Below are 19,671 nucleotides of genomic sequence, written 5' to 3' on the forward strand. Positions count from 1 at the left end.
GCCGTCTGCGATCCCCCTGTGTAAGGCATCACCCATGACTGCAGCAACGCTCTATATCGATGGCCGTTGGGTCCGCTCGAGCCAGCGCAACCGCCTGAGCAGCATCAACCCCGCGACTGAAATGAAGATCCAGGACTTCGCGGCTGCCGGTGTGAAGGAGGTGGATCTGGCGGTGAACGCCGCACGGCGGGCCTTCGAAGGCCAGTGGGGCAGTACCCGTGGCGGCCTGCGGGCGCGCTTCCTCGAGGCCATGGCCGATGACCTCGAGCGCCGTGCCGAGGAATTGGCCCTGCTGGAGGTGCTCGACAACGGCAAGCCGCTGTCAGAGGCCGTGCAGGATGTCGCCGAAGCCGTTGCCTGCTTCCGTTACTACGCCGGGCTGGCCCGTGACCTGGACGAACGTCAGGAGCAGCCGCTGGTGCTGGACGACCCGCGCTTCAGTTGCCGCATTCGTCATGAGCCGGTAGGCGTGGCCGGGCTGATCATCCCCTGGAATTTCCCCCTGCTGATGGCCGCCCGCAAAGTGGCCCCGGCCCTGGCGGCGGGTGCCACTTGCGTGCTCAAACCCTCGGAGCTGACCACGCTCACGGCGCTGGAACTGGGCCATACGGCCCATGCGGTTGGCCTGCCTCCGGGCGTGCTGAACATCCTGCCCGGCCGCGGCAAGGATGCTGGGCGGGCCCTGGCGCTGCACCCCGAAGTGGACAAGCTGGCCTTCTCCGGGCGGCTGGTCACCGGCTCCAGGCTGATGGCCGCCACCGCTGCCGACTTCAAGAACCTGACGCTGGAGCTGGGCGGCAAATCTTCCCTCATCGTCTTCGACGATGCCGACCTCGACGCCGCCGTGGAGTGGGCGTTGTACGGCATCTTCCGGAACCAGGGCCAGGTCAGCAGCGCCACCTCGCGCCTGTTGGTGCAGGAGGGCATCGCCAACCGCCTGCTGGAGCGACTGGTGCAGGCGGCCCGGGATATCTGCATCGGCCCGGGCACCGAGCCGGGCGTGCAGATGGGCCCGCTGGTCAGCGCCTCACGCTACAGCCAGGTGATGGACATCATCGCCCAAGGCAAGCAGGACGCACGCCTGCTCACCGGCGGCCGGCGCCCGCCGGGCCTGCTGTCGGGTTATTTCATCGAGCCCACCATCTTCGATGAGCCCCATACCGGCAGCCCGCTCTGGCGCCATGAACTGCTCGGCCCGGTGCTCAGTGTCAGGCGCTTCAAGACCGACGAGCAGGCGCTGGAGATGGCCAACGACAGCCTCTATGGCTTGGCCGCCGCGGTGATGAGCAGCGACCTCGATCGCGCCAACCGCGTCGCCGGGCAACTGCGGGTGGGCGTTGTCTGGGTCAACTGCTCGCAACCTGCCTTCGTCCAGGCGCCCTGGGGCGGTACCCGTCTCAGCGGCTTCGGTCGCGAGCTCGGCCCCTGGGGGCTCGACAACTATCTGGAGGTGAAGCAGGTGACCGAATACCTCAGCGACGAGCCCTGGGGGTGGTACGGGCGCTAGGGCAGCCCAGCTCGATACGAACAACGACAAGAAAGGGGTAACGCAATGCAGAGCTCGGCAATGCGCCGTGGCCTCAACGCCCGGCATATCCGCTTCATGGCCCTCGGTTCCGCTATCGGCACCGGGCTCTTCTACGGTTCGGCGGCGGCCATCCAGCGCGCCGGGCCCTCGGTGCTGCTGGCCTACCTGATCGCCGGTGCGGCGGTCTACCTGATGATGCGTGCCCTGGGCGAGATGGCCGTGCACACGCCGGTGGCCGGCTCCTTCGGCCACTATGCCAACCGCTACCTGGGGCGCTTCGCCGGCTTTCTAACCGGCTGGACCTACGTCTTCTCGATGATGATGGTCTGCCTCGCCGACGTGACCGCCTTCGGCATCTACATGGGCCTGTGGTTTCCGGATACGCCGCGTTGGGTCTGGGTGCTGGGCATCGTCCTGGTCATCGCCGCCATCAACCTGTGCAGCGTGCGGGTGTTCGGCGAGCTGGAGTTCTGGCTCTCGCTGCTAAAGGTGGTGGCCATCGTCGCGATGATCGTGGCGGGGTTCACGGTGCTGGTGCTCGGCATCCGTCTCGGCGATGCGGGCGGGATCGCCTCGTTCGCCAACCTCTGGGTCCATGGCGGCTTCTTCCCCAATGGGCTGGAGGGGATGGTGGCGTCCTTCACCATCGTCATCTTCGCCTTCGGCGGCATCGAGGTGATCGGCCTCACCGCCGGTGAAGCGCAGAACCCGCAACGCATGATCCCCAAGGCCATCAACTCGGTGCCATTGCGCATCCTGCTGTTCTACGTGCTCACCCTGCTGGTGCTGATGGCCATCTACCCCTGGTCGAAGATCGGGAGCCAAGGCAGCCCCTTCGTGCAGATATTCAGCGGGCTGGGTATCGACTCGGCCGCCAGCATCCTCAACCTGGTGGTGATCTCGGCGGCCATCTCCGCCATCAACAGCGACATCTTCTGCACCGGCCGCATGCTCTACGGCATGGCCGGCAACGGCCAGGCACCGGCCTCTTTCGGCAAGCTCTCGGCCGCCGGCGTGCCCTGGATGACGGTGCTGGTGATGACCCTCGCGCTGCTGTTCGGTGTGCTGCTCAACTACCTGCTGCCCAATGAACTGTTCCTGCTGTTCGCCTCCCTCGTGACCTTCGCCGTGGTCTGGGTGTGGCTGATGATCCTGTTCTCCCAGGTCGCCATGCGCCGCCAGCTCGATGCGAAGGAAGTCGCCGCACTGCATTTTCCGGTGCCTTTCTGGCCATGGGGGCAGTACCTGGCCATCGTCTTCATGCTGTTCATCTTCGTGGTGATGGCGCGATTCCCCGAGACCCGCACCGCGCTTTACATCGGCACTGTCTGGCTTTTGCTGCTCGGCGTCATCTACCTGATAAGGGGGCCTGGCCCCGCATCCTCGCCACAGACCACCCCCGGGAAGGAGACCCCATGACCACGCACAGCTACGAATTCGAACTGCCTCAAGCACTGATAGAGGACTTCCAACGGGACGGGGCCATCTGCGTGCGCCAGCTGTTCCAGGTGCAGGAGGTGGCGCTGCTGAAGCAGGGCATCGAGCACAACCTCGCCAACCCCAGCGAGCGCGCCAAGGTCGCCAGCCGCGAGGACGACCCCGGCTGGTTCTTCGAGGACTTCTGCAACTGGCGGGAATTCGACGAGTACCGCCGCTTCATCTTCGAAAGCCGTGTCGGCTCCGTGGCCGCGCAGCTCATGGGCGGCGGCCGCGCGCGCCTCTACCACGACCACCTGCTGGTCAAGGAACCCAACACCCGGCAGCGCACCCCCTGGCACCAGGACCAGCCCTATTACAACGTCGAGGGCCGGCAGAACTGCAGCATGTGGATGCCCGTGGACCCGGTGGCCCGGGACGCCACCCTGGAGTTCGTCGCCGGCTCCCACCTGGGGCCCTGGCTCATGCCGCGCACCTTCCTCGACAACCAGGCCCGCTGGTTTCCCGAAGGCACCCTGGCCGACCTACCCGATATCGAGGCGGATCGCGCCCGCTGGCCCATCCTCGGCTGGGCGCTGGAGCCGGGCGATGCGGTGTTCTTCCACATGCTCACCCTCCACGCCTCCGGTGGCGTAGGCGGTGAACGCAGGCGCCGCGCCTACTCCCTGCGCTTTCTCGGAGAAGACATGGTCCACGCGCCCCGGCCCTGGAAAACCTCCCCGGAATTCCCCGGCCTGGCGGACGAACTGCCCGCCGGTGCACCGATGGAGCACCGGTTGTTTCCGCAGCTCTGGCCGAGGGAGTGAAGGGGGGAGGGCGTAGGTTGGGCCGAGGCACGAGGCCCAACGCGCGGGATTGAGCCCTGCACCGGAGCTTCGATAGGAACGTAGCCCGTGCTTCAGCGCGGGGGATCTCCCGGACTGAAGTCCGGGCTACGGGTCGGCTCCGGAGATGCGCTCTGGTAGCCTGTCGCGCTTTCCCCACTCGCGGTTCTCCCATGTCGAGCATCGTCCACGGCCATATCCATTGCTTCGATAGCAGCCCGGAAGCCGCCCAGCACAACCGCGATGTACTGGCGCGCCTGCCGGAAATCGGTGCCTATCTGATCCGGCCGATGTTCAGCCTGCTGACGAATTCCAGGGGGCATTGCCACTACGGCCACCTGATCCACTTCGCGGCCTACTACAAGGGGTTCTGGGATTTCGACGGAGCGTGGCTGCAGGAGTACGAGAACCTTCTCGAGCAGCTGTTCTGGGACTCCAGCGATGTGAATCACCAATACACCGGTTACCAGCGCACATGGTGTTCGGCGGGCACCCGCAGTGCCTCGGGCATCGGTGGGCTGCCCATCTTGGAAAGGGTCGTGGAGGAGGGCTGAGCTCCAGCGCCCGTAGGTTGGGCCGAGGCACGAGGCCCAACGCGCGAGGCTGAGCCTTGCACCGGAGCTTCGGCGGGGGGATTGCCCCGGACTGAAGTCCGGGCTACGAGGGCGGCTTGTGCTGCACCCCTGGTGTCGGCGCACCTGATCGGCCGCCCCATGATTGCGGACATGCCGTTCCGGACTTCAAGGAACTGCTCCCAGCTTTTTCTTCAATCGAGGTCTTTCTATTGTCGCGGCTCGCTCATTGAATTGCGGTAGTTGCCATGACGAGTCTTCAGTCCCCTCTGCTCCAGGGTGTTTCATCCGCCTGCCTTTCCGCCCAGGTCGAGGCCGTCGTTCAGCAGGCCCTGAACGACTGTCGCCTGGTCGGTGCCGTCGTCCTGGTCGCCCGTGACGGTGAACTCATCCATCAGCAGGCCGCAGGTTTCGCCGACCGCGAGCGTGCTCGGGCGATGACCTTGGATTCGGTCTTCCGGCTGGCCTCGGTGAGCAAACCCATCGTCTCCGCCGCGGCGCTGGTGCTGGTGGCACAAGGTCGGCTCGACCTGGACGCGGGCATCGAGCGCTGGTTGCCCGGGTTCCGTCCCACGCTCGCCGATGGTGGCCCGGCGCGCATCACCGCGCGGCAACTGCTCAGCCACACGGCAGGCCTGGGCTACCGGTTCTTCGAGGCCGACGCGGATGGTCCCTATGCACAAGCCGGTGTCTCGGACGGCATGGACGCCTCCGGCATCACCCTGGCCGAGAACCTGCGCCGCCTCGCCAGCGTGCCCTTGCTGTACGAGCCGGGCACGGCCTGGGGCTATTCGTTGGCAACCGATGTGCTGGGCGCACTGGTCGCGCACATCCAGGGCACGACGCTGGGCGAGGCGGTGAGGCAACTGGTTACGGGCCCGCTGGGCATGGTCGACACGGGCTTCGTCGCCACTGACGCGCAGCGCGTGGCCACCGCCTATGTCAACGATGTGCAGCAACCGCACCGGCTGGCCGAGGGCGAAATAGTCCCGGTCTTCGAGGGCACCGTTGGTATCGCCTACAGCCCGGCCCGCATCTTCGACGCACAGGCCTACCCGTCGGGTGGCGCGGGCATGGCCGGCACCGCCGGGGACTTCCTGCACCTGCTGGAGGCCCTGCGGCAGGGCTGCGGCGCGCTGTTGCCAGAGGAGTTGGTCGAGGAAATGGGCCGTGACCAGACTGGCGGGCTTGAGCTGGCTGCTGCACCGGGCTGCGGTTTTGGCCTGGGGTTTTCGGTATTGCGGGACCCCGTGCTTGCCGCCTCGCCGGAGTCGGTCGGCACCTGGCGCTGGGGCGGCGCCTACGGCCACTCGTGGTTCGTGGACCGTGTGCAGGGCCTGAGCGTGGTCGCCTTCACCAACACGCTGTATGAGGGCATGTCCGGCCGCTTCGTCAGCGAGTTGCGCGATGCTGTATATGGCGCGCTGGAGAGGCGGTGATGGCGGCGCTGGCCGCATTTCGCTACGAGAAAGCCCGGACTGAAGTCCGGGCCACGGAGGGGCGGGCGACGATCAGACCGATGCCAGCCTGGCCTTGGCTTCGGCGTATTCGCGCTTGAGCTGGGCGATGTATTCCCCGGCCTTCTGCACCTTGCCGATCGGGGCGATGCCCTGGCCGCAGCCCCAGATGTCCTTCCAGGCCTTGGCATCGCCGCCGCCGAAATTCATCTTGCTCGGGTCGCTTTCGGCGAGGTTGTCCGGGTCCAGCCCGGCCGCCACGATCGAGGGCTTGAGGTAGTTGCCGTGCACCCCGGTGAAGAGGTTGCTGTAGACGATGTCATCGGACGAGCATTCGACGATGGCGCGCTTGTAGTTCTCGCTGGCGTTGGCTTCCTCGCAGGCGATGAAGGCCGAACCGATGTAGGCGAAGTCGGCGCCCATGGCCTGGGCGGCGAGGACGGCGCCGCCGGTGGCGATGGAGCCGGAGAGGGCCAGGGGGCCGTCGAACCACTGGCGGATTTCCTGGATCAGCGCGAACGGGCTCTTCACCCCGGCATGGCCGCCGGCGCCGGTGGCCACGGCGATCAGGCCGTCGGCGCCCTTGTCCACCGCCTTGTGGGCGAAGGCGTTGTTGATCACGTCATGCAGCACCACGCCGCCATAGGAGTGGGCGGCGGCGTAGATGTCTTCGCGGGCGCCCAGGGAGGTGATGACGATGGGCACCTTGTACTTAACGCACAGCTCCATGTCGTGCTCGAGGCGGTCGTTGCTCTTGTGCACGATCTGGTTGATCGAGAAGGGCGCCGCCGGGTTGTCGGGGTTCGCGCGGTTGTAGGCGTCGAGCGTCTCGGTGATCTCCGCCAGCCAGTCTTCCAGCAGCGAGGCGGGGCGCGCGTTGAGCGCCGGCATGGAGCCGACCACGCCGGCCTTGCACTGTTCGATCACGAGTTTCGGGTTGCTGATGATGAACAGCGGCGAGCCGATGACGGGGAAGGGCAAGCGATCCAGCGGGGCGGGGAGCCGGGACATGTGTACTCCATCAGGTCCGTGAATGAGAAGTATGAAAAGTGCCTGCGCATCGGTGATGCTGCGTTGAAATCGGCCTCAGAATGCTCATTTACAAAACGTAAACTGCGCTTCTTCGGCCAATTCCGCCTTGCCTGACCTTCGCTCGGCAACTTTTCTTGCACGGTGTGGCGGCGCGCCCCTCCCGGTCAAGCACCGCTTCACGGTTCGGCATTAAGGCCACCCGAGTTGGCCGGAGTGCAATGGCCGCAACGCCTTCTCATGGCTGGTACAGCCGCAGCCGGCCGCTGTCGATCATCCAGCGGGTGAACTCCGCCAGCGGCACCTGGTAGCTGCACACCACCCGCACGTCGTAGCCGGGGCGGTAGTTCTCGAAGTAGTAGCTGAGCACCAGCGCCAGGCCGTCTTCCGACAGACTCAGGCCCTGCTCGCGGTACTGCAGTTCGTCGGCGTTGCGCTCGATGTCCTGGCGCAGCATCAGAGGGGCCTGGCGCGGGTCGTTCATGGGTTACTCCGCCTGCGTCTTGCAGCCCAGCCACAGGCGGCTGCTGTCCACCTGGCCTGCTCGGCCTTCGGCCACCAACTGCGCGCGCTGCTCGGCGATGTACTCGCGCAGGGCGGCGTAATAGTCGGGGTGTTGTTCCAGCTGGTCGGTGAAGGGCAGGGCGGTGGCGCGTTGGTCCACCGTATCGCCGACCGATTGCGCGGTGTCGATGGCATCCACCGTGTCGCTGTTGCCGCTGCCGAAGGGCGAGAACATGAAGTTCGCCACGCGGCCCACGCTGTCGCGGCTGTTGGCCGAGCCCAGCAGCGGCCACTCGACGGTGGGGCCGTTGCCGATGCCCCAGACGCCGAAGGTCTGGCCGAAGTCCGCCTCGTGGTGCGGCAGGCCCATGCGCCCGGCGGTGTCGAACAACCCGCCGACGCCGAGAATGGTGTTGAAGGTGAAGCGGCCCAGGGTGTTCATCGCCCGCTGGCCGTTGCCCTGCAGCAGGTCGTTCACCAGCACCTTGGGCTCGGCGAAGTTGGCGGCGAAGTTGTGCACGCCATCGCGCACCGGTTCCGGCAACCGCGCATAGCCCCGTGCCACGGGGGCCAGGGCGTAATCGTCGACCACCCGATTGAAGCCGAACACCTTGCGGTTCAGCCCCTCGGCAGGGTCGCTCACACCGGGTGCTAGTTCCGCGCAGTCACCCTGGGTGGTCACCTGGCTGCTGCACCCCACCAGCGGCAACAGGCAGCCGCACAGCACCCCGATACGCATCCCGTTTTCGAATCTTTTCTGCATCACCGACATACCGCCTACCTCCCAATGAATGGCGGCGAGGATGGCCTGGCGGCTTTGCTGGAAGATGTCCCGTTGATGCCGGCGCTGAAGGATTGTTGCCCGATTGAAATATATGACCGCCCGGCGCAAATGGTTTTAGATGAGCGACCTCAGCCAACCCGAACCGAGCATCGTGAACAGACTGTTGATCGTGGACGACGATGTGGAAATCCTCGCCCTGCTGAAAAAATTCTTCCTGCAGCACTCCTACGAAGTGGAAGTGGCCACCGACGGCGCCGCCATGTGGGCCGCCATCGCCCGGCAGCGCCCGGACGTGATCGTGCTCGACGTGATGCTCCCCGGGCAGAGCGGCCTCAGCCTGTGCCAGCGGGTGCACGGCGAGCTGGGCATCCCCATCGTCATGCTCACCGCCATGGGCGAGTTGAGCGACCGCATCATCGGCCTGGAGCTGGGCGCCGACGACTACCTGACCAAGCCCTTCGACGCCCGCGAGCTGCTGGCCCGCGTGCGCGCCGTGCAACGCCGCAGCGGGGGCGCGGTGAAGGCTGGCGGCGACGAGGCGCGGCCGGTGATCGTCTTCGCCGGCTGGCAGCTGGACGTTGCCCGCCGCGAGCTGCGCTCACCCGATGGCGTGATGATCCCGCTCTCCGGCGGCGAGTTCGACCTGCTGCTGGTATTCCTCGAACATCCCGGGCGCATCCTCAGCCGCGAGCAGCTGCTCGACCTCTGCCACGGCAACGCCCACGACGCCTTCGACCGCAGCATCGATGTGCAGGTCAGCCGCCTGCGCCGCAAGATCGAGCCCGACAGCAAGCGCCCGGACATCATCCGTACCGTGCGCAATGGCGGCTACCAGTTCAGCCCCGAGGTCAGCCGCCGATGAACTGGCCGCGCGGCAGCGACACCATCGCCCGCTGGATCGCCCTGACCATCGTCATGGCCATGCTCGCCTCGCTGTTGCTCAACTGGCTGTTCGTCGAACTGGCCGGCGTCTGGGCGCAGCCCTCCCTGCTCCGCAGCGGGGTGCTGGAGCGGGCGGCCCTCGCCACCCAGATCATCGAAGCCGCGCCCGTGGCCCAGCGCCCGACACTGGCCCGGGCTGCCAGCGCGCCGAACTTCGCCGTGCGCTGGGTCGGCGGCCGTGACCAACTGACCCTGCCACCGGACTTCGACGACGGCTTCCAGGACGGCAGCGAGCTGATCGAGAAACTGTTCGGCGAGGCCCGCCACCTGGAAGCCTACGACCCCGAGGACTGGCCGCCGCCCAACGGCGATCGCCCCTACCAGTTGCTGGTGAAGCTGCATGACGGCAGCTGGCTGGAATTCTCCGCCCGCTACCGCAGTTGGGGCCTGGACCCGGAAATCCGCCTGGGCATCATCGTCGCCCTGGCGCTGGTGGCCTCGCTGGCCGTGGCCTGGGTCGCCACTCGCCGCCTGGCCCGGCCGCTGGAGAGCTTCGCCCATGCCGCGCGGCGCTTCGGCAGCGACTTCCGCGCACCGCCCATCGAGCCCCTCGGCCCTCGGGAAATCCGCCAGGCCATCCTCGCCTTCAACACCATGCAGGCGCAGATCCGCCACTTCGTCGCCGACCGCTCGCAGATGCTCGCCTCCATCTCCCACGACCTGCGCGCGCCCCTCACGCGCATGCGCCTGCGCGGCGAATTCATCGACGACCCCGAGCAGCAGCGCAAGCTGTTCCGCGACGTGGACGAGATGCAGGGCATGATCAACGCCGCCCTCGACTTCTTCCGCGACGACGCACGCCTTGAGCCCGCGACCCCCTTCGACCTCGCCGAGCTGCTGCAGACCCTGATCGACGACTACCGCGACGAGGGCATCGACATCCCCTACAGCGGCCCCACCAAGCTCGTCTACCTCGGCCGCCCGCTGGGGCTCAAGCGCGTCTTCACCAACCTGCTGGAGAACGCCCTGAAATACGCCAAGGCCCCGGCGATCGCGCTCCACACCGACCCGCGCGGCATCCTCATCGACGTCAGCGACCAGGGCCCCGGCATCCCCGAGCAGCACCTGGAACAGGTCTTCGAACCTTTCTACCGCCTCGAACCCTCACGCAACCCCGCATCCGGCGGCGTCGGCCTCGGCCTCTCCGCCGCCCGCGCCATCGCCCGCGAACACGGCGGCGAACTGCACCTGCACAACCGACCCGAAGGCGGCCTGCGCGCGCGGGTGGAGTTGCCGTGGAATTGAGGCGCTCCGAGGCCTGCTCCCGTAGGTTGGGCTGAGGCACGAAGCCCAACGAGCCAGGCCGAGCTGTGCTCCAGGCGCAGGATGGGTAGGGTGGATGACGCTCTTTTCATCCACCAGCGATGCCCGGTCTGGCGCTGGTGCCGGGCAATGCTCTGCATCGTTGGGCCTCGCTGCGCTCGGCGCCAACCTACGTGGGCGATGCCTACTTCTTTTGCGTTGCGCTGGGCATGATTTTGTCTGCACAGAGTTTCAACAGTTCTTTTGTCATGTCGGCCTTGCTGGCCACTGGCAGGACTGCAGTCATTCGCGGCACGTTTTGCAGGCAGACGTCGAGTGCGGCGCTACCCGCAATCAGCTTCTGAGCTTCCGAGATGTTCTGGGCTGCGACTCCAGTGGAGAACACCTTGCCGATTCGCACATCGACGCCTGAGTTTTTCGTGGCGTTGGGATCGGTCGGTTCGCTTTTGGATCCGGCTTTCGAATCCGAGTTGAAGGAGCCATAGACCGAGATGGCATCACGCTTCTGGATATTCGCGAGCTTTTCGAGTGCGCCTTGAACCTTGGCTTCACTGTCCGAGGCTAGTTTGACTGCGACGGCCTCGCTTTTCTGTGCCGCATCGAGACTCTTGGCCGAGGTATCAACTTGCTTGTCCAGGTCAGCTGGGTTTTGCCCTTTGAGATCTTTGAAGATGTTTTCCTGAGCTTCGCTGACCTCTTTTGTTATGCCATTGCACTGAGAGAGTCTTGTAAGGCCGCTGCCTATGGTCTCGTTAGCGGCAATCGGCTGGCAGCCCGCGGCGGTGAAAACAGCATCGAGGTTCTTGACCGCTTCTTGCGCTTTCTCGGCTGAAACCTTTGCTTCTTCGGCTCTCTTCGTAACGTCCTTTGCCTGGCTCAAGGCTGTTTGAGCCTCAAGAAACTTCTTCATATCCGCTGACTCATCTGCGGTCAGCAGTTTTGCCGCTGTGTCAGCGCTGACCTGATTCCCGTAGATGCCGTAGATCTCCTTGATGGCATACAGGTTCTCGTTGACGGGTTTACCTGAATTGATCGCATCCTTGAGCCCCGGATTCGAAACCGCCACCGGCGCATAGGCGGCATCCAGAATCTTCACCCCGACCACCGCCTCCAGCGTCTCCGGCTGCGTGGGCGCAATGCCGAGCTTCACCCCCACGACCTGCGCCGATGTATAGGCCAGTGGCGCCTGCTGCAGCGGTGCGCAGCCGCCGGCGCTAATCAGGCTGATCAGCAATGTGCTCCCCAATGCTGTTGCGGATTTCAGTGATTGGCGCTTTGCATACATGGTCCGGCTCCTGGGTCTGGAAGGAAAAGTCGTTCTTGTTGGCGTTGCTGTTTATCGAGATGAGCAGGCACGCCGAGGCATCCTCGCGCTCGACGGTGACTTGCTCGAAGTCACCGAAACCGAGGGACAGGGCCTTGTTCGAGGCGGCGATGCCGTACGTGCGCTGATGGACGTAGAGAGGTTTCTTGTCCGGGTCGATGCGGATGTAGGCGATGCCCGGGAGGTAGTGCGTCTCCACGGTGCCGGATTCGCCGACAACGTGGATGACGGTGCAGCCGGAACCCAGGGCAATGGCGTACAGGCCAGCGAACAGGCGCGTGCGGCCGGCGATGCGGAGCATGGCCTCCATTGCTTTCATGGTTCAGATTCCCTTCTGCCCAGTGCTCGTATTCGAATCGGTAGTGGGTCGGCCTCCAGAAGCTGGGGCGAATCAGAGCGTAGCCATTAACTGGCCACTATCAAGCTGGTCTTAGGATCGGAGGGTCGCTCTTTGGGTTTTGGGGTGAGGTGCAGAAGGTGGTCATGGCCAGGTGACCGATCAAGTAACCGACCATGTAACCGATCAAGTAAATCCAGGACCGCGCCGTTGGGCCTCGTTGCGCTCGGCGCCAACCTACGGGCAGCGGGGCCGCCTGCGCCCCGTGCGGATTCCCCGCCGGCTGTGCTCCACCTCACACCCTCGCCAACCCGCTTCATGGCACCTCGACATCACTTCCCGCCCCGGTGTAAACATCCACTTTTCCAAGTGATGGAGTGGCGGAAATGGATTTCACCGTGCGGGTGCAGGACTGCACGCTCCAGGGCTCCTTGCTCAACAGCCTGACGCTGACCTTGCCGGTGGAGACGCTGACCGCTCGTGAGCTGATCCGGCGCTACGTGCTGCAGGTGGTCGAGCAGCAGCAGGCGATGCCCAATGCGCCGCGCTACCGCTTCTTCACCCCGGAGGCCGACGAGGCGATGCTCAACGGTTACGACGAGCTGCCCCGACGCGTGATCGACGCCGAGCGCCAGTGCCAGCTGGCGATCTCCGCGTTCGAGAGAAACGGCTTCCTGCTGCTGGTGGATGAGCAGCAAGTGGATGAGCTCGACGAGCCGTTCCGCCTTTCCTCCCTTTCCCACGTCCAGTTCCTGCGCCTGTTGCCCCTGGTGGGCGGCTGAGCCGTTCCCTTTGCACACGACATAAGGATTCGTCATGTCTTCACCTTTGCACGCCCACGCCACGGCCTTGAGCGGCGATTCTCCCCTCCAGCAGTTGGTGATCCTCAGTGATGGGCAGCGCGCGATGCTGCGAACCGCCGTCGAGCAGCTCATCAAGCACCAAGGTGAATATTGGTATGAGCTCGACAAGTCACCTGCCATCCGCGCGCTGATCGATGCCGACGCTACGGACTGGCGCGCCTGTCTTGTCTACCTCGCCTGCCTATACGGCGAGGGCCCCGAAGGCACTGGCGGCTTGGGTCGTGTGCTGCGCGAGATGCTCAAGCGTGATGACGTGCTGGACGGCGCCACCGCCATCGAGGTGATGAAGGTGCTGGTGGAGCACGAGTACATCAAGGAGCTGGATTATCCAATCACCCGGCTCGTCAGCCAGATGGAGAAGCTGCACAAGCAGGGCGCGCTGGTGGGCCATGAAGCGGCCATAGGCAGCTTCCTCGAACGCAATGCCTCGTTCTGGAAGGCCGGGCGCGACCCGCGCGTGCTCGAGGCCAAGCTGAAGAAGATGCTCGGCGGCGTGCAGGTGCTGCAGCTGCCGCTCGGTGAGTCGCGCTTCGGCTGGGTGGATGACCTGCATGCGGACTTCGCCACGCTGCCTGAGGCCGAGCGCGAAGCCTGGATGGGGCTGATGAACCATGCCCTTACCGGCAGCGGTTCCTCCCCCAGCAACGCCTGGTTGAAGTCGGCCGCCAAGCTCGCCGCAGGGTTGCCGGCGGATGCTTTCAGCCAGACGCTCGCGCGCTGGTTCGCGGTCATCTGCAACTACCAGTTCGCCCCGTCGGATGCCAACGAAGGCGCCATCAAGGCGATGGTCTGGCTGGCCGGCGTGGGTGAGCCCAAGGTGCTGGCACCGGGGTTGGGCGATATGGCCGTGGCCTTCTACACCAAGGTGCAATGGCACGGGCCGCGCTCGCGACTGGTGGGCAACGCCTGCATCCAGGTGCTGTGCCTGCTCGACAAGCCCGGTGTGGTGCAACTCTCCCGCCTGCGCTCCAAGGTTCGCTACAGCCAGGGCAAGGCGCTGATCGAGAAGTCGGTGGTCAAGGCCGCCGAGCGTGCCGGCCTGACGCCGGACGACATGGAAGAGGCCTCGGTCCCGGATATGGGCTTCGACGCTGAAGGCATCGCCCGCTTCGGCTTCGGCGGCGCCACCGCGCTGCTGCGTCTGGAAGGGGAAGGGCGCCTGGCCACCGAGTGGAGCAACGCCGAGGGCAAGGTGCTCAAGAGTGCCCCGGCCGAAGCCAAGCGTGACAACGCCGAAGCCTTCAAGGAGTGGCAGAAGGGCTGCAAGGAATTCGCCGACGCCGTGCTCGGCCAGCGCACCCGTTTCGAGCAGGCCTACCTGCGTCAGCGCACCTGGCGCTTTGGGGACTGGTACCCGCGTTTCATCGACAGCACCGAGTTGCTCGGCTGGATGGGGCGCCGCTTGATCTGGAACATCGAGCACGAAGGGCAGCAGCGTTCGGTGATCGGCCTGAAAGGCGTACTCACAGGCCTCGACGGCGCGGCCGTGGGCGAGCTGCCCGCTGACGCGACCGTATCCCTCTGGCACCCCATCCAGGCGGCCGCGCCGGAAGTGCTGGCCTGGCGCGAACTGCTGCAGGAGGCGCAAGTGCTGCAGCCGATCCGCCAGGCGTTCCGTGAGGTCTATCTGCTCACCGACGCCGAGCGCGAGTCAGGGACGACGTCCCGTCGCTTTGCCGGGCACCTGCTGCGGCAGTTCCAGCTCGCTGCGCTGCTGCGCGAGCGTGGCTGGGACTACGCCCTGCAGGGCAGCTGGGACAGCCACAACACCCCCTGCAAGACGCTGAAGAACTGGGGGCTGGCGGTGCTGTTCGAGCTGGATGTGAAGGATGCGTTCTCCAGCATCCAGGGCGACACCGGCGTCTTTGCTTATGTGGAAAGCGGCGAGTTCCGTTTTGCCAGGGACGGGCAGGCTTGGGATGAAACCCGCCTGGCCGATATTCCGCCGCTGGTGTTCTCCGAAGTGCTGCGCGACATGGACCTGTTCGTCGGCGTCTGCTCGGTGGCCAATGACCCCGAGCTTGGCCTGGTGGACGACCCTGCCTTCCGCGGCTACATCTCCCTGGCCAGCAACGCCGAGCTCCAGGGCGGCGCCCAGGTGCGGCGCGATCTGCTGGATAACATCCTCTCGCGCCTGCCCATCGCCAAGCGCTGCCACCTCGATGGGCGCTACCTGGTGGTGAAGGGCGACCTGCGCACCTACCGCATCCACCTCGGCAGCAGCAACATCCTCATGGCGCCCAACGACCAGTACCTATGCATCGTTCAGGACAAGAAGGCCAAGTCCGCCTCCAGCGGGCTCTACCTGCCCTTCGAGGGGGATGCGCTGCTGTCGCTGATCCTCAGCAAGGCGCTGCTGCTGGCCAACGACAAGAAGATCAAGGACCCGAGCATCCTCAGCCAGATCAACGCCTAGCGCGGTGAAGCCCCGGGCTGAAGCCCGGGCTATGGCCTGATCGCATGTAGGTTGGGTTGAGGTACGAAGCCCAACGGGCGAGGTTGGATATCGCACCGTTGGGCCTCGCTGCGCTCGGCGCCAACCTACGGGGCCGCGTGCGTAGGGCTAGATCTTGCCCAGAATCGCCTGCAGTCCCTTCTGGTCCGCCTCGCTCACCGTGCCCTCCAGCCCACAGCTGCTGAACGCCACCTTCCCGCCGGTGGCGAGGGTTTTGAACTGCTCGAGGTTCACCATCATCACCACCTTCTCGCTGGAGGTTTCATCGTCGAGCTGCAGCTCGCCATAGCCTTCGTTGGCGACAGCGCCATCGACCGTCCAGGTGATCACACCGCACGGCTCGATGACGGGCTTGTGGGTGCGGTGGACGATCGCCAGCGTGGCGTAGTTGGCCTTGCCGGCCGTGGGTACCACTACCGTGGCGTTGAGCCCGGCGGGGCCTTCGAGCTGGGTGTCGCTGGTCCAGTTCAGCACCGTGCCGCCGAGCATTTCTTCGGCCTTCTCGGTGAGCGTGCCGGCGAAGGCAGGAATGGTGGCGAGGGTGAGGAGCAGGGCGGAGGCGAGACGGCGCATGGGGGATCGTCCTTGGTCGTGTGGTTTCAGCGAATTGAAACACCCAGAGCGTTGAGTGTTGGTGTGTCCATGCGTCCGTTGATTTCGATGCCCGAGTCCATCTGGAAGGCCATCAAGGCGCCTCGAGTGCTTTTCCCGAACACGCCGTCGATGGCGCCGTTGTAGTACTTCTTGACCATGAGTGCCATCTGTACGCGAGTGATCATCTGCGAGAGATCATCCGCTGCGGGACGTGCTTTTGTAGAGGTTGTCGATTGCGATGTGGTCGGGCTGGAAAGGCCGGAGCTGTAGTTTGAGCCGGAACTGGAGCTGGAGCCATAACTGGAGCTGGAGTTCGTTTCGCTGCTGTAACTCGGGTTGCTGTATGTCGTACTCGGAGTGGGCGACGAATAGACGCGAGGCGAGCTGTAGCTACTAGAGCCGCTGTAGTGCGAGCTATGAGAGCTATGTGAACTATGAGACCGGTGAGAGCTGTGCGAGCGGTGAGCTGCATATAGGTTCTCGGCGTTCTCGGCGTTCAGGGTGTTCTTGAAGACCGGCGGTTCGTTGTTCGTGTCGTAAGACAGATCGTCGAAGGTCAGCCCGTGTTGCCCTGCCTGCGCGATTGGCGCAGCCACTACGGGAAGTAAGGCCATGGTCTGGCCAACAAGCAGTTTCCAGCGATCAAGTAATTTCACGACATGCTCCTTGTGTAGTGGCTCAGTTCATCCCGACTTAGCGGGTGGATGCCCCGGCTTTTCCAGCGCTCCGAATGCGACTTGAAGAAGCCCGCGCAATACTCGGTCGCTGAACAGCCATCGCATTCTTCGATGAACAGGTTTTTCCAGTCAGAGATACTTCGCCGATAGAAGGGCATCAGTGAAGGTTTCAGCACGCAAAGTGGGAGGTTGTAGATCGAAACGTTCATGCCTCGCACTTCCAGGAAGTGACAGGCGCTGCTCAGCGTGTCTTGATAGTCCAGCGGATCAATCCAGAGCGTCTGGTGGTTCTTCTTGGCCAGCCCAGTGCTCTCGATGCCCATCAGGGCGATGTGTTCGACGAAGGGCATGTTCCTGAAAATAAAGTGGGCCAGTTGTGGGAGCCGTGGAATGGTCAGTTGATTGAGGACCACGCGGATTTCTATCCGCTGGCCGGCGCGGCCCAGGTTGTAGATGCCACGAATGGTTTCACTGAATGCCCCCTCGGCCTGAACCAGGTGGTCATGGTCTTCTGCCGTATCGCCGTAGAGCGGGATTCCCCAGGTAAGCGCCGGGTGGTTCATGTGCTTCAATTCGGCGATCCAGGCAGGATCACTGAGCAATCGACCATTACTCAGCACATGAAGTGATTTGGCCGGGGCGATCCGCTTGGCCTTGTCGATAATCGCCAAGAGACCTTCTTTGTAAAGTGTGGGCTCTCCACCACTGATACCCAGTTGTTCCGCACAGGGATCGATGAGGTCTAGCAGGCGCAGGTTTTCTTCAATGTGCCACTGGTCGTCGATGTCCTTCGGCGGTTGTGAGCACATCAGACACAGGCTGTTGCAGCGATCAGTCATGAACAGCAGATTGCTGTTGGCGCCGCGACGGTAGAGGACTCTGACCATTCGGGAGCTCGGGGACAGCGCGATGACATCTCCCGGGCGTACTACCTCCGCATCCCTTGGATTGGAAAGCAACACAGTACCTTCGTCGACGACGGGCAGTTCGCCCTTTGCGATCAGCAAACCACCCAAGGGGAGTGACGGGAGCAACTGAGCGTCCAGGATGTCTGCGTCCTCTACGTATAGGAGCAGGTCATCAAACGATGCATCTCCTGCGCAGCTGCTGGTGCCGAATGTGATCAGCTCGTCCAGAGTGATGACCTTGAACAGCCTGGGGGCATGGAGGTTCCGTATCTCGAATTGAGTATCCAGACGCAACATGCTTAGCCCCTGTACCCGGATGCCGGGAGATCTATCAACGACCGCCTTGCCATCCACGACAACAAGACGCGTTGCGTGTCTTCATCCCCATCGCGCAGCAGTTTGAAAAGATGGGTGAGCAGGGCCGTGTTCTTCTCACAGAACGAGCTGAGTCGCCTGTGTCCGATCGGGTCCCCTTGACGTGCGTAATGCTCAATAGGGTCTGCTCCGCAGTAGGGGACCAGGGCGCAGTCCGTACAGCCTGGCAAGGCTTCGGCCACGCCTGCGGAAAGAAGAAGCTCCAGCACGGGAGAGCTGAGCAGGGTAGGCAGGGAGTCCTTCACGCTGCCAAGACGCAAGCCGTTTTCCCCCATCTCCAATAGCATTCTTGCTTCGTCTGAGGGGTATACGTCACCGTCGTAGTTGTAGACGAGCGCACCAACACCGGCACCTGCGGGGGAACGTAGGTCGACATAGCCAGAGGTGAAAGGCGTGAGAATGTTGGTCAGTAGAAGCGAGGTATAGCCCTCGGCCAGATAAGTGCCTTGCTGGTTGATCTCGATAAGGTGGCTCAGCGCCTCTTTGTAGAACTCGACGTATTGATGCATCGGATAGTCGAGACGCTCACTGGATTTCTTGGCGAATCCGTAGGGGCTCAGGGGCCTGAGCGAAATGCTGTTGAAGCCCCGTTCCACATACTCGTCGACTATCTCCCGAGGGTGCTGGAGGCTTCTACTGGTCAGTGTCGTCAGCGCGGAAACTGCGTCGTGGCCCAAGGCGGAGCGTACCCACTCGATGCCCTTGAGGGTGCGCTCGTGAGAGTCCCTGGTCGGAGTCGGTCGATTGGCGTTGTGAAGAAATGCGGGCCCGTCCAGGGATGTCGAGAACTGAATGCGGTGTTTTTGGGCGAACTCGATGACGGTGTCGTTGAGGTGGTGCAGGGTGCTGGTGATGACGAACTGGATGTCGCGTTGCTCCCGCTCATTTCGTTCGCCTATCTCCTCGACCACCTGGCGGATTCGATCAAAAGCCAGAAGAGGCTCTCCTCCCTGAAATTCGACCGTCAGTACCGGGGATGGGGACTCGAACAACCTGCTCACCGCATCGAGCGCATGCTCGGCGCTCATGTCATGCCCCGCACCTGCCAGCGGTGCACGTGAGACCTGGCAGTATTGGCAGGTGTGGTTGCAGCGCAGTGTTACGACGAACAGGTGCAGGGCAGGGCCGCCGAACAGGAACGACTTGCGGCTACGGTACTGGGCTGCCATTTCCGGGAGAGGGTCGTGGCCGCCTGGTTCCCGGATGAAGTGGCGGGCCAACAGGTTCTTGTAGAGCGGGTCGTCCGGAGGCAACTGCCGGTGAACGATTACTGGCAACTGGCTTTCTGGAATGAACAGGTATTCGCCAGTATCCGAGGTGATCAGTACATCGTCCCGGGAATCCCCTTCTATTCGCATGAAGCGAAAGGGGAGGAGGCGATAGCCACCGTCGGTAGCGATCAGGGGAGTGGGCATCAGTGTGCACCGCTCTCTTGCAGCGCCACCCTTGCCAACAACTCGTGGAAGCCCCGTGTCTCTTGCCGGATGACTTCCCGCAAAGTGAAATCGTTAAGCGTCCGAAATAGCAGGTCCCGGGCTTCTTGCTGTCCTGTCGGTGTGCCTGTTGAAGACGGGGAAATTTCCAGGACCAGTGTCTGCCCCCGGCGGCTGAGCTGAATAGTCAGCTTGTCTGCCAGTGCGTAAGCGACGCGTTGAACGACGGGAAGCGAGTAAACGCTTTCGTCCAGATCAAGGGACAAACACCAAGTCATTGGGATTCCATTCCAAGTAAGCAAAAAGCCGAACTGCCCGAATATTGCCTTAGTCTGAAGGCAAAATGCCATTGTCTATATAAGGTT

At 63.9% G+C, this 19,671-nt stretch carries 19 protein-coding genes; 9 read left to right on the plus strand and 10 right to left on the minus strand.

Translation table 11 applies throughout. The features are described from left to right. Nucleotides 1–34: 34 nt before the first annotated feature. From OEJ36_RS06665 to OEJ36_RS06685, 5 genes are all read left to right on the plus strand, one after another. Nucleotides 35–1,507 carry an aldehyde dehydrogenase family protein gene (locus OEJ36_RS06665; RefSeq protein ID WP_263400838.1) on the plus strand — a complete coding sequence of 491 codons (1,473 nt, stop codon included), beginning with the start codon at nt 35–37 and terminating at the stop codon, nt 1,505–1,507. A gap of 45 nt (nt 1,508–1,552) precedes the next feature. Then, nucleotides 1,553–2,947, plus strand: coding sequence for an amino acid permease (locus tag OEJ36_RS06670; RefSeq protein ID WP_263400839.1), 1,395 nt, complete (start codon nt 1,553–1,555; stop codon nt 2,945–2,947). Continuing rightward, the gene (locus OEJ36_RS06675; RefSeq protein ID WP_263400840.1) at nt 2,944–3,771 is read left to right on the plus strand and encodes a phytanoyl-CoA dioxygenase family protein; all 828 of its coding nucleotides are present in this window, start codon (nt 2,944–2,946) and stop codon (nt 3,769–3,771) included. Before OEJ36_RS06670 ends, OEJ36_RS06675 begins: the two co-directional genes overlap by 4 nt. Nucleotides 3,772–3,962: 191 nt before the next feature. After that, the gene (locus OEJ36_RS06680) at nt 3,963–4,343 is read left to right on the plus strand and encodes a hypothetical protein (RefSeq protein WP_263400841.1); all 381 of its coding nucleotides are present in this window, start codon (nt 3,963–3,965) and stop codon (nt 4,341–4,343) included. A 266-nt stretch (nt 4,344–4,609) separates the two neighbouring features. Continuing rightward, entirely contained in the window at nt 4,610–5,800 is a 1,191-nt protein-coding gene (locus OEJ36_RS06685; RefSeq protein ID WP_263400842.1) for a serine hydrolase domain-containing protein, read from the plus strand. Between the two features lie 72 nt (nt 5,801–5,872). On the opposite strand, the gene OEJ36_RS06690 is transcribed toward OEJ36_RS06685, so the two are convergent. The 3 genes from OEJ36_RS06690 to OEJ36_RS06700 form a co-directional block, all read right to left on the minus strand. Further along, nucleotides 5,873–6,829, minus strand: coding sequence for an NAD(P)H-dependent flavin oxidoreductase (locus tag OEJ36_RS06690; RefSeq protein WP_263400843.1), 957 nt, complete (start codon nt 6,827–6,829; stop codon nt 5,873–5,875). A gap of 256 nt (nt 6,830–7,085) precedes the next feature. Further along, nucleotides 7,086–7,331 (minus strand): hypothetical protein, encoded by a 246-nt coding sequence (locus OEJ36_RS06695; protein WP_184488063.1) that lies wholly within the window; start codon nt 7,329–7,331, stop codon nt 7,086–7,088. Between the two features lie 3 nt (nt 7,332–7,334). Further along, a complete protein-coding gene (locus OEJ36_RS06700; protein WP_263400844.1) occupies nt 7,335–8,090 on the minus strand; it encodes a VacJ family lipoprotein in 756 nt (251 codons plus the stop codon). A gap of 163 nt (nt 8,091–8,253) precedes the next feature. Between OEJ36_RS06700 and OEJ36_RS06705 the strand changes: the two genes are divergently transcribed. Both OEJ36_RS06705 and OEJ36_RS06710 read left to right on the plus strand, forming a co-directional pair. Then, entirely contained in the window at nt 8,254–8,997 is a 744-nt protein-coding gene (locus tag OEJ36_RS06705) for a response regulator (RefSeq protein ID WP_263400845.1), read from the plus strand. After that, a complete protein-coding gene (locus OEJ36_RS06710; protein WP_263400846.1) occupies nt 8,994–10,322 on the plus strand; it encodes a sensor histidine kinase in 1,329 nt (442 codons plus the stop codon). Before OEJ36_RS06705 ends, OEJ36_RS06710 begins: the two co-directional genes overlap by 4 nt. 202 nt (nt 10,323–10,524) lie before the next feature. On the opposite strand, the gene OEJ36_RS06715 is transcribed toward OEJ36_RS06710, so the two are convergent. Continuing rightward, nucleotides 10,525–11,625, minus strand: coding sequence for a hypothetical protein (locus tag OEJ36_RS06715; protein ID WP_263400847.1), 1,101 nt, complete (start codon nt 11,623–11,625; stop codon nt 10,525–10,527). After that, the gene (locus tag OEJ36_RS06720) at nt 11,555–11,983 is read right to left on the minus strand and encodes a hypothetical protein (RefSeq protein ID WP_263400848.1); all 429 of its coding nucleotides are present in this window, start codon (nt 11,981–11,983) and stop codon (nt 11,555–11,557) included. Before OEJ36_RS06720 ends, OEJ36_RS06715 begins: the two co-directional genes overlap by 71 nt. A 404-nt stretch (nt 11,984–12,387) precedes the next feature. Here OEJ36_RS06720 and OEJ36_RS06725 point away from each other — a divergent pair, with 404 nt between their 5' ends. Next, nucleotides 12,388–12,783: a hypothetical protein gene (locus tag OEJ36_RS06725; RefSeq protein ID WP_263400849.1), complete on the plus strand. Its 396-nt coding sequence runs from the start codon at nt 12,388–12,390 to the stop codon at nt 12,781–12,783. A 34-nt stretch (nt 12,784–12,817) separates the two neighbouring features. Next, nucleotides 12,818–15,280, plus strand: a complete 2,463-nt coding sequence (locus OEJ36_RS06730) for a DUF4132 domain-containing protein (RefSeq protein WP_263400850.1) — start codon at nt 12,818–12,820, stop codon at nt 15,278–15,280. Between the two features lie 147 nt (nt 15,281–15,427). Here OEJ36_RS06730 and OEJ36_RS06735 read toward each other — a convergent pair whose 3' ends face one another. The 5 genes from OEJ36_RS06735 to hxsD are packed head-to-tail and all read right to left on the minus strand — an operon-like array spanning nt 15,428 to nt 19,656. Continuing rightward, the gene (locus OEJ36_RS06735; RefSeq protein ID WP_263400851.1) at nt 15,428–15,892 is read right to left on the minus strand and encodes a hypothetical protein; all 465 of its coding nucleotides are present in this window, start codon (nt 15,890–15,892) and stop codon (nt 15,428–15,430) included. A 26-nt stretch (nt 15,893–15,918) separates the two neighbouring features. Continuing rightward, nucleotides 15,919–16,569 carry a His-Xaa-Ser repeat protein HxsA gene (gene hxsA, locus OEJ36_RS06740; protein WP_263400852.1) on the minus strand — a complete coding sequence of 217 codons (651 nt, stop codon included), beginning with the start codon at nt 16,567–16,569 and terminating at the stop codon, nt 15,919–15,921. Then, on the minus strand, nt 16,566–17,795 hold the full coding sequence (hxsC, locus tag OEJ36_RS06745) for a His-Xaa-Ser system radical SAM maturase HxsC (protein ID WP_263400853.1): 1,230 nt from the start codon (nt 17,793–17,795) through the stop codon (nt 16,566–16,568). Before hxsC ends, hxsA begins: the two co-directional genes overlap by 4 nt. Nucleotides 17,796–17,797: 2 nt before the next feature. Further along, entirely contained in the window at nt 17,798–19,288 is a 1,491-nt protein-coding gene (gene hxsB, locus OEJ36_RS06750) for a His-Xaa-Ser system radical SAM maturase HxsB (protein ID WP_263400854.1), read from the minus strand. Then, on the minus strand, nt 19,288–19,656 hold the full coding sequence (hxsD, locus tag OEJ36_RS30580) for a His-Xaa-Ser system protein HxsD (RefSeq protein ID WP_411860972.1): 369 nt from the start codon (nt 19,654–19,656) through the stop codon (nt 19,288–19,290). The genes hxsB and hxsD overlap by 1 nt, the downstream gene beginning before the upstream one ends. Between the last annotated feature and the right edge of the window lie 15 nt (nt 19,657–19,671).

It is taken from the genome of Pseudomonas sp. PDM13 (assembly GCF_025685765.1).
Taxonomy (GTDB): domain Bacteria; phylum Pseudomonadota; class Gammaproteobacteria; order Pseudomonadales; family Pseudomonadaceae; genus Metapseudomonas; species Metapseudomonas solani.

Excerpts from the sequence above, each read along its gene's own strand:
- OEJ36_RS06685 (WP_263400842.1), top strand. The coding sequence starts at position 4,610 with ATGACGAGTCTTCAGTCCCCTCTGCTCCAGGGTGTTTCATCCGCCTGC.
- hxsB (WP_263400854.1), bottom strand. The coding sequence starts at position 19,288 with ATGCCCACTCCCCTGATCGCTACCGACGGTGGCTATCGCCTCCTCCCC.
- OEJ36_RS06720 (WP_263400848.1), bottom strand. The coding sequence starts at position 11,983 with ATGAAAGCAATGGAGGCCATGCTCCGCATCGCCGGCCGCACGCGCCTG.
- OEJ36_RS06670 (WP_263400839.1), top strand. The coding sequence starts at position 1,553 with ATGCAGAGCTCGGCAATGCGCCGTGGCCTCAACGCCCGGCATATCCGC.
- OEJ36_RS06705 (WP_263400845.1), top strand. The coding sequence starts at position 8,254 with ATGAGCGACCTCAGCCAACCCGAACCGAGCATCGTGAACAGACTGTTG.
- OEJ36_RS06695 (WP_184488063.1), bottom strand. The coding sequence starts at position 7,331 with ATGAACGACCCGCGCCAGGCCCCTCTGATGCTGCGCCAGGACATCGAG.
- hxsC (WP_263400853.1), bottom strand. The coding sequence starts at position 17,795 with ATGTTGCGTCTGGATACTCAATTCGAGATACGGAACCTCCATGCCCCC.
- OEJ36_RS06690 (WP_263400843.1), bottom strand. The coding sequence starts at position 6,829 with ATGTCCCGGCTCCCCGCCCCGCTGGATCGCTTGCCCTTCCCCGTCATC.
- OEJ36_RS06725 (WP_263400849.1), top strand. The coding sequence starts at position 12,388 with ATGGATTTCACCGTGCGGGTGCAGGACTGCACGCTCCAGGGCTCCTTG.
- OEJ36_RS06735 (WP_263400851.1), bottom strand. The coding sequence starts at position 15,892 with ATGCGCCGTCTCGCCTCCGCCCTGCTCCTCACCCTCGCCACCATTCCT.
- OEJ36_RS06730 (WP_263400850.1), top strand. The coding sequence starts at position 12,818 with ATGTCTTCACCTTTGCACGCCCACGCCACGGCCTTGAGCGGCGATTCT.
- hxsD (WP_411860972.1), bottom strand. The coding sequence starts at position 19,656 with ATGGCATTTTGCCTTCAGACTAAGGCAATATTCGGGCAGTTCGGCTTT.
- OEJ36_RS06715 (WP_263400847.1), bottom strand. The coding sequence starts at position 11,625 with ATGTATGCAAAGCGCCAATCACTGAAATCCGCAACAGCATTGGGGAGC.
- OEJ36_RS06665 (WP_263400838.1), top strand. The coding sequence starts at position 35 with ATGACTGCAGCAACGCTCTATATCGATGGCCGTTGGGTCCGCTCGAGC.
- OEJ36_RS06675 (WP_263400840.1), top strand. The coding sequence starts at position 2,944 with ATGACCACGCACAGCTACGAATTCGAACTGCCTCAAGCACTGATAGAG.
- OEJ36_RS06680 (WP_263400841.1), top strand. The coding sequence starts at position 3,963 with ATGTCGAGCATCGTCCACGGCCATATCCATTGCTTCGATAGCAGCCCG.
- OEJ36_RS06700 (WP_263400844.1), bottom strand. The coding sequence starts at position 8,090 with ATGCGTATCGGGGTGCTGTGCGGCTGCCTGTTGCCGCTGGTGGGGTGC.
- OEJ36_RS06710 (WP_263400846.1), top strand. The coding sequence starts at position 8,994 with ATGAACTGGCCGCGCGGCAGCGACACCATCGCCCGCTGGATCGCCCTG.